Annotated in this window: 7 protein-coding genes; 3 read left to right on the top strand and 4 right to left on the bottom strand. The window is 65.6% G+C overall.

All coding sequences use genetic code 11. The annotated features are described in order from the left end of the window. Positions 1-227: 227 nt before the first annotated feature. From AMD14_RS03680 to AMD14_RS03665, 3 genes are all read right to left on the bottom strand, one after another. Positions 228-1,877 (bottom strand): M28 family metallopeptidase, encoded by a 1,650-nt coding sequence (locus AMD14_RS03680; RefSeq protein ID WP_005923774.1) that lies wholly within the window; start codon positions 1,875-1,877, stop codon positions 228-230. Positions 1,878-2,240: 363 nt separating this feature from the next. Next, positions 2,241-3,221, bottom strand: a complete 981-nt coding sequence (locus AMD14_RS03675) for a GGDEF domain-containing protein (protein ID WP_015462838.1) — start codon at positions 3,219-3,221, stop codon at positions 2,241-2,243. A gap of 495 nt (positions 3,222-3,716) precedes the next feature. Beyond that, positions 3,717-5,204 carry a SulP family inorganic anion transporter gene (locus tag AMD14_RS03665; protein ID WP_011050432.1) on the bottom strand — a complete coding sequence of 496 codons (1,488 nt, stop codon included), beginning with the start codon at positions 5,202-5,204 and terminating at the stop codon, positions 3,717-3,719. 212 nt (positions 5,205-5,416) lie between these two features. On the opposite strand from AMD14_RS03665, the gene AMD14_RS03660 reads away from it, so the two are divergent. Next, positions 5,417-6,841: a cellulase family glycosylhydrolase gene (locus AMD14_RS03660; RefSeq protein ID WP_011050431.1), complete on the top strand. Its 1,425-nt coding sequence runs from the start codon at positions 5,417-5,419 to the stop codon at positions 6,839-6,841. A gap of 271 nt (positions 6,842-7,112) precedes the next feature. Then, positions 7,113-9,299 carry a methyl-accepting chemotaxis protein gene (locus tag AMD14_RS03655; RefSeq protein WP_016851386.1) on the top strand — a complete coding sequence of 729 codons (2,187 nt, stop codon included), beginning with the start codon at positions 7,113-7,115 and terminating at the stop codon, positions 9,297-9,299. A 532-nt stretch (positions 9,300-9,831) separates the two neighbouring features. On the opposite strand, the gene AMD14_RS03650 is transcribed toward AMD14_RS03655, so the two are convergent. After that, positions 9,832-12,573 carry a PAS domain S-box protein gene (locus tag AMD14_RS03650; protein WP_015462837.1) on the bottom strand — a complete coding sequence of 914 codons (2,742 nt, stop codon included), beginning with the start codon at positions 12,571-12,573 and terminating at the stop codon, positions 9,832-9,834. A gap of 103 nt (positions 12,574-12,676) precedes the next feature. On the opposite strand from AMD14_RS03650, the gene AMD14_RS03645 reads away from it, so the two are divergent. Next, positions 12,677-15,556: a M16 family metallopeptidase gene (locus tag AMD14_RS03645; RefSeq protein WP_011050428.1), complete on the top strand. Its 2,880-nt coding sequence runs from the start codon at positions 12,677-12,679 to the stop codon at positions 15,554-15,556. Positions 15,557-15,639 lie beyond the last annotated feature (83 nt).

The raw sequence follows: 15,639 nt of genomic DNA, 5'->3' as shown, positions 1-15,639 counted from the left end.
CCGCTTGCAGGACACGCCGCGACTCCATCCCTGGGGCTCGAGGGCGGCATCCGTGCCGCAGGCAGCGAGGAGATTGCAGGACGTTCGCCGATTGCTGTGACCGACAACAAGAAGCACTCGCCGCGTGGCAGGCGAGGCTGATTCAAAAGCGGCATGTCGATATGGCACATGCCGCATCGCGCAAGAGCAGCCGCCCCGGTTTCGCGCAACGGCGTTGTGCGCCGGTCTTACTTGCGTGCCGCCGCGCTGGCGTCGCGGGTGGCGCGGAACTGGGAATCTTGGCTCCAGTTCGGCCACTGGCGCGAGTCGGCCAGCTGCTGGCCCAGTGCATACAGCACGCCCAAGTCGCGGGCGGCGCCGGCGAAGGTCCAATCCGGCTTCCATTCGTCGCCTTGCTGGTGATAGCGCTTGGCGGTGTAGTCGTCGGCGGCCGCCTTTCCTGCCGCCACGCCGCCCACTTCCCAATCCTGGCCGGCTGCATACGACAGCGCCGGCACGCCGCGCTTGGCGAACGAGAAGTGATCGGAACGGAAGAAATACCCGGCCTGCGGCTTGGGATCGGGCGTATAACGCAGCTTGGATTGCGCGGCCACGCTCTTCAGTTGATCGAGCAGTTCGAGCTTTGCCGTGCCGTAGATGCCGAAATCGCGCGAGGGCACGAACGGATTCATGCCGTCCATGTTGATCACCGCCACCGTGGTATCGAGCGGGTACAGCGGCTTGGAGGCGTAGAACTCCGAGCCCAGCAGACCCTTTTCTTCGGCGGTGACCGCCAGGAAGACCACCGAGCGCTCAGGCGTTGGCCCCTTGGCGAAACCACGCGCCAGCTCCAGCAGCGCGGCGGTGCCGCTGGCATTGTCCAATGCACCATTGAAGATGGTGTCGCCGCGTGCATCCGGCTTGCCCACGCCGATATGATCCCAGTGCGCGCTGTAGATCACCGTCTCGTCCGGGTGTTTGCTGCCTTCCAGCCGCGCCACCACGTTGTGCGAGGTGATCACATCGGATTTGACCTGGTAGCTGGCGCTCAAACGCTGGCCCTTCAGCTCGACCGGCTTGAACCCGCGCGTCTGCGCCTGCTTCTTCAAGGTCTCGAAATCCAGCCCGGCGTGCTTGAACAGTTCGGTGGCCAGATCGCGCTGGATCCAGCCTTCCAGCGTGGGATGCGCACTGCGCGGGTTGTCGCGCACCACGTCGAACATGGTGTTGGTGTTGGAGCTGGCCACCGTGTCCCAGCCGTACGAGGCCGGCGCGGTTTCATGCACCACCAGCACGCCCAGGGCGCCCTGGCGCGCGCCTTCTTCGTACTTGTACGTCCAGCGGCCGTAGTAGGTCATGCCGGCACCGTCGAAGTCGCCCTTGCCGGTTTCAAAGTCCGGGTCGTTGATCAGCACCACCGCGATCTTGCCCTTCAGGTCCACACCCTTGAAGTCGTCCCAGTTGCGCTCGGGCGCCTTGACGCCGTAGCCGACGAACACCAGCGGCGCGTTGGCGATCTCCACTGTGGATGAGCCATCCAGCGCAGCACGAATGGCGATTTGCTTGCCCTGGGTCAGCGTTTGCGGCTGGCCGGCGCTCTGCACGGCAATGGTCGGCGTGCCGACGATATCGGCGCGCCGCAACGGCACCGCCTGGGTCCAGGCGCGCTTGCCGTTGGCCAGATCGCCGCCCGGCTGCAGACCGGCTTCGGCGAACTGTTTGCTCAAGTAGGCAATGGTCTTTTCCTCGCCAGCGGTGGCCGGGCCGCGGCCTTCATAGGCGTCGGAGGCCAGTTCCTTGACGTCACGCGAGATGCGCGCGCCATCGAAACTCGGCGTGGCCGCCATCAGTGCGGTCGAGACCGCCATCGCCAGAAGTCCTACGGCAACTCGCTTCATTGCACACCCCGCATCATGGATAGCCCTGGAGTGTAGCCAGCATCGCGTGCAGGCCGATACCTGCAGCTGCGCCGATGCGTGCGATGCGTGCGATGCGGGTGCGATGAAGACTGCGCAACGTTCGTGCCTGCATCCACGGCAAATAGCTCTGGATTGTTCCAGCGCCTTGCTGCCGCCTAGAGCGTGTTATGCACGTTGAGATGAGATGCGTTGGCCGTCAGCGGTGCGGAGCGGATGCTGCGTGGCGCCGGCTTGGCTGGCGCCAAGGCAAGCCGCGCGGCGCCCGCTCCGTGCCGCTGACGGCCAACTCTCCGGGAAGCGCCCTGTGGCGCGTCGCACTCAACTCAACGTGCATAACACGCTCTAGAACAGGTCGACGCTGCCCACCGGTTGCGCAACCTGCTGCAATTGCCCGCCAGCAATCAGCTCGGCATAGACCGCCGCGCGATTGCGGCCGTTCTGCTTGGCCCAGTACAGCGCCTTGTCGGCTTCGTCCAGCATTTCGCTGATCAGCCGCCCATGGGTCAGTTCGACGATGCCGGTGCTGAGCGTCACCTGCCCCACCTGCGGGAACAAGTGCTCGGCCACGGCCAAACGGAACCGCTCGAACAGACTCACGGCCGTGTCGCGGTCAACGCCGCGCAACACGATCACGAACTCTTCGCCGCCGAAGCGGAACAGCAGGTCGTCCTGTCGAAACGCACGCTGCATCAGCTGTGCGACCAGCAGCAGCACCTCGTCGCCATACAGATGCCCGAAGGTGTCGTTGACGCGCTTGAAGTGATCGATGTCCACGATGCCCAGCCACACGCCCTGCTCTGCGGCGGAGTCGGCACCACCGGCAAACAGTCGCAGGATCACATCGTCGAACGTCTTGCGGTTGCGCAGGCCGGTCAGCGCATTGCGCTGGGCGTCGTCGAGCAGGCTGCGGTAATTCTGGAAGAAGCGCGCAAAGCCCTGCAGCATCGCTTGCTCGGCAAGGCCGGGAATACGCGTCCCGCCCACCCGCAGGCAGGTCCGGATGCCGCGCGCCTCCATCATCGGGTAGACCAGCAAGGCGCGACCGTCTTCCTGCAGCTGCACCACATCGCCCGGCCCATGGACCTCGGCCAGCTGGGTGCGCGTGCGCGCATCGTGGATCTCGGCCACCGTCAGCGCCAGCCGACCGTCGTCGCGCAGCCGCGTTTCGGCGATGCTGTTGCTGTCCGGGGCGATGCGCAGCAGCGAGAGTTCTTCGGCCGCGCAGACTTCGCGCACAGTGCGCAACAGGCTCAGATCGAGCAGGTCCGCATCGCGGATGGCGGTCAGGTCCACCATCCGTTCCAGCAACGGTGCGTTGGTCACGGCTGCGCCCTCCGGCGGGCGGACACGAACCCGTCATGCCGGGCTTGGCACGCAGGCACATATCTCGGGCTGAAACCCACTGGCATCACGGCGACGACCGGCAACGAGGATGCCGAAACATCGGCGTCGCCCGCCGGAACTTGAATGCGCTGGCAGCCGCACTCAGCGCGCGGACAGCCCGGCATGACGCGCCGCAGGCGTGCCAGACGCATTCCTGGCGCAGGCTCGCAGCCTAGAGTCTGTCATGTACGTTGAGGTGAGTGCGGAGCGTCCGGTGGCGCATCGAGACAAGGCGTGCGCCTTGTCCGGGCTGGTCGCCTGGGCAAGGCGCGCAACGCGTCATCGGCGCGCCACAGGGCGCTTCCCGGAGGGTTGGCCGTCAACGGCACCGCGCGCCGCGCGGCTTGCCTTGGCGCCAGCCAAGCCGGCGCCACGCAGCGCCCGCTCCGCACCGCTGGCGGCCAACGCATCTCGTCTCAACGTGCATAACACGCTCTAAGGCAGTGCCGATTCCAGCGCGTCTTCGCCCAAGGCATGCCGCTGCATCAGGCGTCGGCTGCCGGCATTCAAGCCTTTCACCTGCACATCCAGACCGTGATGGCGCAAACGCTGCACCACCTTGTCCAGTGCCGCCACCGCGGTGATGTCCCAGAAATGCGCGCGGCCGACATCGATCACCACTGCGCGGCCGGGCACCTCGCGTGCGTCGAAGGCGTCGATGAACACATCGGCCGAGGCGAAGAACACCTGCCCGCGCACGCTGTAGGTGCGCACGCCATCCGCGCCATCGTGATGCGCGATCTGCAGCAGCCCGGCCACCTTGAAGGTGAAGAACACCCCGCTCAGGAGCACGCCGACCGCCACACCCGCTGCCAGATTGTGGGTGAACAACGTGACCGCCACGGTGGCCAGCATCACCACGCTGGAGGTGCGTGGGTGGGTCACCACGGTGCGCAGCGAGCGCCAGTCGAAGGTCTCCGCCGACACCATCACCATGATCGCCACCAGCGCCACCACCGGCACCTGCGACACCCACGGCTTGAGCAGCACCATCAGGATCAGCAGGAACACGCCGGCAAACAACGTGGACAGCCGGCCACGGCCGCCGTATTTCACGTTGCCCACGGTCTGCCCGATCATGCCGCAGCCGGCAATGCCGCCGAACAGGCTGGCGGCTGCGTTGGCGATGCCCAGCCCGGTGCATTCGCGGTTCTTGTTGCTGGGCGTGTCGGTGAGTTCATCGACCACGCGCGCGGTCATCATCGACTCGAGCAGGCCCACCATGGCAATGGCCAGCGCTGGCAGGGCGATGATGCGCAGCGTCTCCAGCGTCAACGGCACCGCCGGCCATTGCAGGAACGGTAGCGCATTGGGCAGCTTGCCCAGATCGGCCACCGTCTTGAGCGGCAGATGCAGCGCAGTGCCGGCGACGCTGAGCAGCAGGATGCACAGCAGGGGCGAGGGAATCGCCGACAGCCCCGGCAGGCGCAGACGCGGCAGGCCGTAGATGATGGCAAGGCCTGCGCCCAGCATGACCCAGGTGGTCGGGTTGGCGCCGAGCAGATGCGGCAATTGCGCTGCGAAGATGAGCACGGCCAGCGCGTTGACGAAACCGGTGCGTACCGAACTGCTGACAAAGCGCATCAGCACGCCCAGCCGCAACACCCCGAACAGGATCTGGACCACGCCAGCCAGCCAGCCGGCGGCCAGCAGATATGGCAACCCGTGCGCGGCAACCAGCGGTGCAGCCACCAGCGCCACCGAGCCGGCAGCAGCCGAAATCATTGCCGGCCGCCCCCCGCAAAACGCAATCACGATGCCGATCACGAAGGATGCGAACAGGCCTACCTGCGGATCCACCCCGGCGACGAATGCAAACGCGATCACTTCGGGAATCAGCGCAAATGTGGCGACCGCACCGGCCATGAGTTCGCGCGCGGGGGAAGCGCGCCATTGCGCCAGTTCGGCACGCAACAAGGACATTGAGAGACACTCCGGGGGACAGAAAGGACAGCCTGCGGACAACACGCCGCATCGATAGTGTGCGGGAAAGCGACCTCGCCCGCAGCTTGCATGTGACCGGTGCGCCACTGCGCTCTTCTGCGGCAGCGGTCACGCCACACGGCGCAGCCGAAGACCAAGATGCCCCCCTCACCGCGCTCGGGCGTCGAGTTCGGTCATCCAGGGAGACCACCATGTCTATTTTCAGGGCTGCAAGTACGCTCGCATTGGCAACGATGTTAGCGCTCACCTCCGCACCGGCTTTCAGCTATTCGGTCAGCAATAACAAGATCGTCGACGACAACGGCAATGTGGTTCAGCTCAAGGGCGTCAACGTGTTCGGCTTCGAGACCGGCAACCATGTCATGCATGGTCTGTGGGCACGCAACTGGAAAGAGATGATCAACCAGATGCAGGGCCTGGGCTTCAACGCGGTGCGCCTGCCATTCTGCCCGGCCACGCTGCGTAGCGGCCAGATGCCCAGCAGCATCGACTACAGCCGTAACGCCGATCTGCAGGGCCTGACCTCGCTGCAGATCCTCGACAAGGTGATCAACGAATTCAACGCACGCGGCATGTATGTGCTGCTGGATCACCACACGCCCGATTGCGGCGCGATTTCCGAGCTGTGGTACACCAGTTCGTATTCCGAAGCGCAATGGCTGGATGATCTGCGCTTTGTCGCCAATCGTTACAAGAACGTGCCGAGCGTGATCGGCGTGGATCTGAAGAACGAGCCGCACGGCGCCGCGACCTGGGGCACGGGTAACGCCGCCACCGACTGGAACACGGCCGCCGAGCGCGGTTCTGCCGCTGTGCTTGCGGTGGCGCCGAAATGGATCATCGCGGTGGAAGGCATCACCGACAACCCGGTATGTTCGACCAACGGCGGCATCTTCTGGGGTGGCAACCTGCAGCCGCTGGCCTGCACCCCATTGAACATTCCGGCCAACCGCCTGTTGCTGGCACCGCATGTGTACGGCCCGGACGTGTTCGTGCAGTCGTACTTCAACGACAGCAACTTCCCCAACAACATGCCCGCGATCTGGGACCGCCATTTCGGCCAGTTCGCCGGCAGTCACGCGCTGCTGCTGGGCGAATTCGGCGGCAAATACGGCGAAGGCGATGCGCGCGACAAGGTGTGGCAGGACGCGCTGGTGAAGTACCTGCGCAGCAAGGGCATCAACGAAGGATTCTATTGGTCGTGGAACCCCAATAGCGGCGATACCGGCGGCATCCTGCGCGACGACTGGACCAGCGTACGCGAGGACAAGATGACCTTGTTGCGGACGCTGTGGGGAACGGTGAGCAACAGCACACCGACGCCAACGCCGACCCCCACGCCGACGCCAACCCCAACACCAAGCGCGGGCTTCGGTACCAAGGTCATCCCGGACAGCACCTGGAACGGTGGCTACTGCAACCGCGTGCAGGTCACCAACACCGGCACCGCCAGCGGCAATTGGTCGATCTCGCTGACAGTCACCGGCACCGTCAACAACGCCTGGAACGTCACCTGGTCACAGAGCGGCACCACGCTCCAGGCCAGCGGCGTGGACTACAACCGCACGCTGGCGCCCGGTGCAACTGCCGAGTTCGGCTTCTGCGCAGCAGGTTGATGCAATGCGGCGGGCACCCAGTGCGTGTCCGCCGTCGCATCGATGGACCGATGCGAATGCCTGCTTAGGAGCGCACCCGTGCGCGACGAAGCGTTATCGGTAACGTCTTGTCGCGCCCGGGTGCGCTCTTGCATGGCATTGGCGTGTTGCCGCGTCGCCCGAGCGGACGCTGCCGCAATTAGCATTCAACCTGCATGTGAATCAGCCGCTATCCATGATGTAGCGCCGTGCGCGCGTTCTGGATACCGTGGTCATGCCTGTTGTTTCCCTCTTGCGTCGTTACGTTGCCAATCTCCCGCTCACCCGCAAGTTCGTCCTGTTGTGCACGATATTGACGGTGGGCGTGATCCTGCTGGCGATGGCCGCCGCGCGTCTGCAATATCTGGATCTGGTGGAAGCGCGCAAGCTCAGCGTCAAGACCGAGGTGGAGATGGGCCTGACGGTAATGCAGCACTATGCCGATAAGGTCAAAGCAGGCGAGCTGAGCCTGGAGCAAGCCAAGGAAGCCGCACGCACCACGCTGGCCGACATGCGTACCAACGACGGCGTGGATTACTTCTTCATCGTCGACCCGCAGATGCGCATCCTGATGCATCCCAAGCGCCCGGTCGGCACCGACATGACCGACTACAAGAGCGATGCCGGGCAATACGTGTACCGCGATATCAAGACCGCCATCGATAGCGGCGACGGCTTCAGCTATTACGACGCGCCCAAGCCGGGCAAGAAGGAACAGCTGCCCAAGATCAGCTACGCCAAGACCTTTCCGGCCTGGAACTGGGTGCTGGTGATGGGCGTCTATGCCGAGGACATTCAAGTACAGGCGTGGGGCTTCACGCGCACCTTGACGCTGATCGGCGGCGCGCTGGTGGCGCTGGTGATCGGGCTGTGCTGGTTGATCGCATCGGCCATGGCCGCGCCGCTGCGCGCTGCCTCGCGCACTGCCGAAGCCATCGCCTCGGGCCGCTTCGACAACGACATCCGCGTGGAATCGCGCGATGAAACCGGCCAGCTGATGCACAGCATGCAGCAAATGCAGAACCAGCTGCAGCGCTTCAACGGCGAGATGCAGACCATGATCCGTCTGCAACAGGGCGAGAACATCGCGCACCGCATTCCGGAAGATTTCCCAGGCGATTACGGCACGCTGGCGCACGGCGTCAACACGGTGGTGTTCGAGCACCTGGACGCCATCAACGAAGCGATGGACGTGATGAGCGACTACGGCCGTGGCGATCTGCGCCGCGACATGCGTCGCCTGCCCGGCCAGCGCGCTGCCCTGCACCAGGCGCTGGACACGGTGAAAGAGAATCTGTCTGCGATCAACAGCGACATCGCGCGCCTGGCCGATGCAGCGGCGCGCGGCGATTTCTCCGCACGTGGCGATCAATCGCATTATCAATTCGCGTTTGCGGAAATGGTGCAGGCGTTGAACCGGCTGATGCAGCAGGCCGACGCTGGGTTGGACGATGTGGGCCGCATCATGGCCGCGATCGCCGACGGCGATCTGTCGCAGCGCGTGGAGTCGCATTACGAAGGCGCGTTCGGCCGCCTTGCCGATGCAGCCAACCGCACTGCCATCCAATTGACCGGCATCGTGCAGGGCATCCAGCACTCGGCCGAGATGATCAACACCGCGGCAGGCGAGATCGCCAGCGGTAATGCCGACTTGTCCACGCGCACCGAACACCAGGCAGCGAACCTGGAAGAAACCGCCGCGTCGATGGAAGAACTCACCTCCACCGTGCGCCAGAACGCCGACAACGCGCGCCAGGCCAACCAATTGGTCAAGGGCACCGGCGATGTGGCCGAGAGCGGCGGCCGCGTGGTGCAGGAAGTGGTGAGCACCATGCAGGCGATCACGCAGTCGTCGGCGCGTATTTCCGACATCATCGGAGTGATCGATGGCATCGCCTTCCAGACCAATATCCTTGCGTTGAATGCGGCCGTGGAAGCAGCGCGCGCAGGCGAGCAAGGCCGTGGTTTTGCCGTGGTCGCCACCGAAGTGCGCGCCCTGGCGCAGCGCTCGGCCGGTGCCGCCAAGGAAATCAAACAGCTGATTTCCGATTCGGTAGAAAAAGTGGCGCAAGGCTCGGAGCTGGTGCAACAGGCCGGCAGCACCATGACCGAGGTGGTCAGCTCGGTGAAGCGCGTGACCGACATCATGGCCGAGATCACGGCGGCCAGCACCGAACAAAGCGCCGGCATCGAACAGGTCAGCACCACGGTGATGCAGCTGGACGAAATGACGCAGCAAAACGCCGCATTGGTGGAAGAAGCCACCGCGGCGGCGCGCAGCATGGAAGACCAGGCGGCAGACCTGACCCGCGCCGTGGCGGTGTTCCGGTTGACATCGGATGCCGGCCAGCAGCAGGCACGTAGCGCAGCCAACGCGCCTGCCACTACGAAGCCGGCGGCCGCCAGGCAAGCTGCACACGACCACAGGCTGCGTGCATAAGCAATGTCGCCTCCCGCACACGAGCGCTCGCTCCTGTGCGGGAGGCGATATCGGTCACATGTGCAGCGATGACGGCGACTGATGGTTTGGAATCGTGACAAGGACAGCGCCATCTGCCATGCGTCCGCGTCAGGGTCCGGCGCAATCGCGGGCCGAACCCGCCATCGCCAGCTTGCGCGAAGCGATGGCGCGTTGCTGGAAAGCGATTGAACCGAGCGCCTGAGCGCCAACCGCAGCGCGCTCTATCGAGCATTACCCCAGGCAAGGACGCGCATCGTTGCCTTTGCAATGCGAGCGCGGCGCCTTCCTGGCGAGGCTTTGCCACGCGATAGCCGGACCACATTTGCAATCTGTGTGCGCTGCGTCGTCCAAACTTGCTTGACGACTGCCCGCAACTTCTTAGCTGCCACGCTGCCGCTACGGCCACTGTCACGCCGTCAAGCACTGGCTGTTTGCGGTTTGCACCCAGCAGCAGACATCCGCAGCTTCCGGCAGTGCGCATGCGCTGCCCTGCACCCCCGACACACCACGCCTACGATCGAGGCGCGTGCCCATCTGGCTGCCGCGCGCGCTTGGCTGCATACATCGCCTCGTCAGCGGCATGCATCAAACTGGACGCCTCGGCCTGTGCGCCGTATTGCCAGGCCATACCGATGCTGGGCTGGATCGGTAGATGCTGGTCGCCAAACGTGGCGCCTTCTGCGGCAAGCGTACGGATACGCTCTGCCACCGCGGCGCATTCGGCCTGCGCATCCTGCAACCCGTCCAGCAACACGACGAATTCGTCGCCGGCCAGGCGCGCCACCAGATAACGCTCGCCCGCCGCGCGTTGCAGGCAGCTGCCGAACGCCACCAGCACCGCATCGCCGGCACGGTGACCGTAGACATCATTGATGCGCTTGAAGCCGTCCAGATCCAGGAACATCACCGCAACCGAGCGTTGCTGCTGTTGCGCCTGGGCAACCGCCACCTGCAACGCTTCGGACCATGCGTGCCGGTTCGGCAGGCCGGTCAAGGCATCGCGGGTGGCGCGCTCGTGCATCAGGCGGTGCAGGGTCTTGTGCGCAGTGACATCGTGCGCCATCAGGAAAAAGCCCTGCGTGGGCGTGGCAGTCTGCGTTTCAGGCACCAGAGTGACTTCCACATCGCGCGGCGCGCTGCCGCCCAGGACATGTTCGAAACTGGCGCGCTGCCCGGCCACCACCTGTGCCAGCGCAGCGCGCGCGGCGGTGCTGAGGTCTTCGCCCAGTACTTCGGTAATGTGGCGACCGACCAGGCCGGCAGGCTCCACGCCGAGCCAGTGGCGGTGCGCTTCATTGGCGAACAGGTAGCGCTGCACGGCATCGAACTGGGCGACCAGGGTGGGCGTGGCGTCGCTGATCGCGCGCAGGCGCGCTTCGCTTTCGGCCAGCCGTTCGGCTGCTACATGACGCTCGGTAACGTCCTGGATCTGCGAGACGAAATGCACCGGCGCGCCGCTGCTATCGCGCACCAGCGACACCGATAGCTGCGCCCAGATCACCGCACCGTGCTGGCTGATGTAGCGCTTGGCCAGGCTGTAACTGTCGCGCTTGCCGTCGATCAGGTCATGCACCAGTTGCAGGTCCATCTCCAGATCGTCGGGATGGGTGATCTGCTGGAAGGTGGTGCGCAGCAACTGCTCGCGCGGATAGCCCAGGATGCCGCACAACGCCGGATTGACGTCGCGCCAGTCGCCTTCCAGCGACACGATCGCCATGCCTTGCGGCGCGGTTTCGAATGCACCGGCAAAGCGCTCGGCGGCAAGTTGCGCAGCGGCCTGCGCCTGCAATTCGGCGGTGACGTCGATCGCCATCGCCAGGTACCCGGCCAGGCCTTGCTGCGCATCGTGGATGATGTTGAAACACAGGCGCACGCGGCGCAGGTCGCCGTCCTTGCGCACCAGTGTCCAGAGTTCTTCGGCCAGCACATCGCCGGCGGCGGCCGCAGCCAGCTTCACGTACGAGGGTGGCGACAAGGCCAGCGTCGCCATGTGCCGTTCGAGTTCGGCCGGCAGATGGAACCGCACCGGGCATGTCCCCAGCACCTCGTCGGCGCGGTAACCGAGCAGGCGCTCGGCGCCGGGATTGAACAGCTCGAGCCGCCCATGCGGGTCGAACGCCATGATGGCCACGTCCTGCGAGGCATCCACCAGTGCCTGCAGCCGCGCGCGTTCGCCGGCCAGTGCTGCGGAGGCATCCTTGAGCTGGGTGATGTCGTGCATGACGCATACCGCGCCCAATGCCGTGCCCTGCTCGCCGACCACCGGATCCGCATTGCAGAGCACGCTGCGCGGCGGCTGGTTGGTGGCACGAATGACCAGTTCGGCATTGCGTACGTGTTCGCCACGCCAGGCACGCAGCAGCGGGATTTCCTCGGTGGGCAGCAGGCTGTTGCCATCGGCGGTGTACAGATCGAAATGCAGCGCCCATTGTTCCGGTGGCAGCAGGCGCGGATCGGTGCCATGCCATTGCCGGGCGGCGTGATTGAACTCGCGCAACAAGCCGTCGGTGCCGCAGGCCACCACCCCATCCGGCATGGCTTCCAGCAGCATGCTCAAGGTCTGACGTTGCGCCTGCGCGTCCAGGCGATCGCGGCGCGCTTCCAACTTGTTGACGGCCTGGCGTGCGAGGCGGATCAGGGCCTGCTTGCGGTTCTCGTCGAGCACGCGCGGCGTGGTGCTGAGCGTGCACAAGGTGCCGTAGGCGTAGCCTTCGCGCCCGATCAACGGCACCCCCACGTACGAGCGCACACCCGGCGCGGCGACCACCAACGGGTTGTTGACGAAGCGTGGGTCGGCTTCGGCATCGGGGACTTCCATCAGCTCGGTGCCCATCACCGCATGGGAGCAGAACGAAACGCTGCGCGGGGTGCCTTCCAGATCGGTGCCGCAGCGCGCCTTGAACCACTGGCGGTCGGCATCCAGCAGCGACACCATCGCCATCGGCGCGCCGCTGACGTGTGCGGCCAACCACGCGATGTCGTCGAATTCGACTTCGGCCTCGGTGTCCAGCACCCCCAGCCGGCGCACCGCGTCCACGCGCAAGGCGTCGTCGACGGGGATCGGCACGGGCGGCAACAGGACGGTCATGACGTGATCGACAGGCGGCGTCTGGTCAGAATAGGTTGCCCCAGGTAACGGCGAGGCGACGAGCAACTTGAGCAGCGTGCGGTCGGGCCCGGTTGCACCATTGGCTTTGACGCGCCGCCCGGCACGCAGCTGCGCCGGCACACCGGCGTTGCGCCGTTTCGCCACTCCAGCTCGCTCGAACTCCCGCCCGGCTCCCCTGCCCATCCGCATTTGCGGCGCCGGCAAGCAGCCACTACCCTCGGCCGATTACCCTGTTCTGGAGTGTCACATGCTGCGTCCGCTGCCCCTTCTGATCGCCGGTGTGCTTGGCGTCGCTGCCGGTTCCGTTGCCCCCGCCGTCGCTGCCGCCCCGGCCAGCCTGTCCAAGAGCGCGGCCAGCAGCGCCATTCCCGATATCGCCTATACCCGCCTCACCCTGCCCAACGGCCTGACCGTGGTGGTGCACGAAGACCACAAGGCGCCGGTGGTGGCGGTGAGCATCTGGTACCACATCGGCTCGGGCGACGAGCCGGCCGGCAAGACCGGCTTTGCGCACCTGTTCGAGCACCTGATGTTCTCCGGCTCGGAGAACAACAAGGGGAGCTTCTTCGCGCCGCTGGAAAAGGTCGGCACCACCGACATGAACGGCACCACCTGGTTCGACCGCACCAATTATTTCGAGACCGTGCCCACTACTGCGCTGGATACCGCGCTGTGGCTGGAATCGGACCGCATGGGCCACCTGCTCGGCGCCATCGGCCAGCAAGAGCTCGACACCCAGCGCGGCGTGGTGCAGAACGAAAAGCGCCAGGGCGAGAACCGCCCGTATGGCCGCGTGGACCAGAACATCCTGTCCAACCTGTTCCCGGCCAACCACCCCTACCAGCACGACACCATCGGCTCGATGGAGGACCTGGACGCGGCCTCGCTGGCCGACGTCAAACAGTGGTTCAACGACAATTACGGCGCCGCCAACACCACCCTGGTGCTGGCCGGCGACATCACCGTGGCGCAGGCGCGCGCCAAGGCCTTGCAGTACTTCGGCGATATCCCGTCCGGCAAACCGGTAGCGCGCCAGCAGCCGTGGGTGACCCCGCTGGCCACGCAAAAGCGTGGCGTACAGCACGACCACGTCTCGCAGCCGCGCATCTACCGCACCTGGGCCGCTCCGCAGCTGGGCACCGACGACCTCATCCAGCTGGATCTGGCCACCACCGTGCTCGGCGGTGGCAAGACTTCGCGGCTGTATCAGCGCCTGGTCTATCAGGACAACCTGGTGGACGACGTCTCCGCCTCGGTGCAGCCGTTTGCGCTGTCCAGCCAGGTACAGATCCAGGCCGACGTCAAAGATGGCGTGGACCCGGCCAAGGTCGAGGCGATCATCGACGAAGAACTCAAGAAGTTCATCGCCCAGGGCCCGACCGCCGACGAACTGCAGCGCGCGCAGGTGGCCTACCGCGCCGGCTTCGTGCGGGGGCTGGAAAAGGTCGGCGGCTTCACCGGCAAGGCGGTGATCCTGGCAGAGGGCCAGGTCTATCGGGGCGACCCGGGCGCCTACAAGAAAGATCTGCAGCGCGCCCAGGCCGCCACCGCCGACAGCGTCAAGCAGGCCTCGGCCACATGGTTCGGCAGGGGCGATTACCTGCTGACCGTGCTGCCGGCCGGCAAGGACTTCGACCCGGCCGCCGAAGACAAGGCGGTGGTGGCACGTGGCGAAGAACCCGGCAAGCCGGCGCCCAAGCTGCCGGCCGCGGGCACGTTCAAGGTCACCGCCTCCACGCTGGACCGCAGCAAGGGCGTGCCGCAGACCGATCGATTCCCGGACCTGAGTTTTCCGAAGCTGCAGCGCGGCAAGTTGAAGAACGGCATCGAGGTGATCCTGGCCGAGCGCCACACCATCCCGGTCACCCAGGTGGAGTTGCTGTTCGACGCCGGCTACGCCGCCGACCAGGGCGGCAAGCTCGGCACTGCCAGCTTCAGTGCCGCGCTGATGAACGAGAGCACCACTGCGCTGGATTCGGTGGACGTGGCGCAGCGCCGCCAGCGCCTGGGCGCGATCACGGCGGTCGGCTGCGATCTGGACAGCTGCAGCGCCTCGCTGGATGCGCTCAACGACCAGCTGCAGCCCTCGCTGCAGCTGTTCTCCGACATCGTGCGCAACCCGGCATTCAAGGCCGCCGACATCGAACGCGTCCGCGGCCAGTGGCTGTCCGGCATTGCCCAGGAAAAGACCCAGCCCAACAGCCTGGCGCTGCGTGCATTGCCGCCGCTGCTGTTCGGCAACCAGCACCCGTACGGCATCCCGCTCACCGGTAGCGGGACCGAGGCAGCGGTCAAGAGCCTCAACGCGCAGGATCTGCAGAATTTCCACAGCCAATGGCTGCGTCCGGACAACCTGCGCATCCTGGTGGCCGGCGATACCACACTGGCGCAGATCATCCCCCAGCTCGATGCCACCTTCGGCGACTGGAAGACCCCGACCACGGCATTGCCGAAGAAAAACCTGGCCAACGTCGCCGCGCAGCCCAAGCCGCGCGTGTACCTGATCAACCGCCCGGATGCGCCGCAATCGGTGATCCTGGCTGGCTTGCTGGCTCCCTCCACCAAGGCGCCGGATAACCTGGCGATTGGTGTGGCCAACGGCGCCTTCGGCGGCACCTTCACCTCGCGCCTGAACATGAACCTGCGCGAGAACAAGCGCTGGGCCTATGGCGCCGGCACCCGCATGATGGATGCGCAGGGCCAGCGGCCATATCTGTTCTCGGCACCGGTGCAGACCGACAAGACCGCCGAATCGGCCAACGAGATCCTCAAGGAAGCCACCGCCATCATCGGCGACAAGCCGCTGACCGCCGATGAAATCGAGAAGATCAAGAACCAGCGCATCCGCGCCCTGCCAGGCAGCTTCGAAACCACCGGTGCAGTGCTCGGTGCGATCGAAGGCATCGTGCAGTTCGACCGCCCCGACGACTACGTGCAGACGCTCAAGCCGCGCCTGGAAGCGATCGACCAGCCGGCCGCGCAGAAGGCCATCAAGGAAATCATCGCGCCCAACGCGATGACCTGGGTGATCGTGGGCGACCTGAAGAAGATCGAAGCCCCGGTGCGTGCGCTCAAGCTGGGTGAGGTGCAGGTGCTGGACGTGGACGGCAAGCCGGTCAAGCGCTGATCGCACCTGCCACACCGGCTGCGCTGCTGCACGCAGCGTGGCCGGTGCCGACAGGGGTCATGATCGATGCGGCGTGCGGTTGT

The sequence above is a fragment of the Xanthomonas citri pv. citri genome, assembly GCF_000961215.1.
In the GTDB taxonomy this organism is placed as follows: Bacteria; Pseudomonadota; Gammaproteobacteria; order Xanthomonadales; family Xanthomonadaceae; genus Xanthomonas; species Xanthomonas cissicola.
The sequence above is the reverse complement of the archived record's forward strand: the minus strand, read 5'-3'. Positions and strand labels throughout refer to the sequence as shown.

Bases quoted from the DNA above. Each gene is read 5' to 3' on its own strand.
- AMD14_RS03680 (WP_005923774.1), bottom strand. From the start codon at position 1,877: ATGAAGCGAGTTGCCGTAGGACTTCTGGCGATGGCGGTCTCGACCGCA.
- AMD14_RS03665 (WP_011050432.1), bottom strand. From the start codon at position 5,204: ATGTCCTTGTTGCGTGCCGAACTGGCGCAATGGCGCGCTTCCCCCGCG.
- AMD14_RS03660 (WP_011050431.1), top strand. From the start codon at position 5,417: ATGTCTATTTTCAGGGCTGCAAGTACGCTCGCATTGGCAACGATGTTA.
- AMD14_RS03645 (WP_011050428.1), top strand. From the start codon at position 12,677: ATGCTGCGTCCGCTGCCCCTTCTGATCGCCGGTGTGCTTGGCGTCGCT.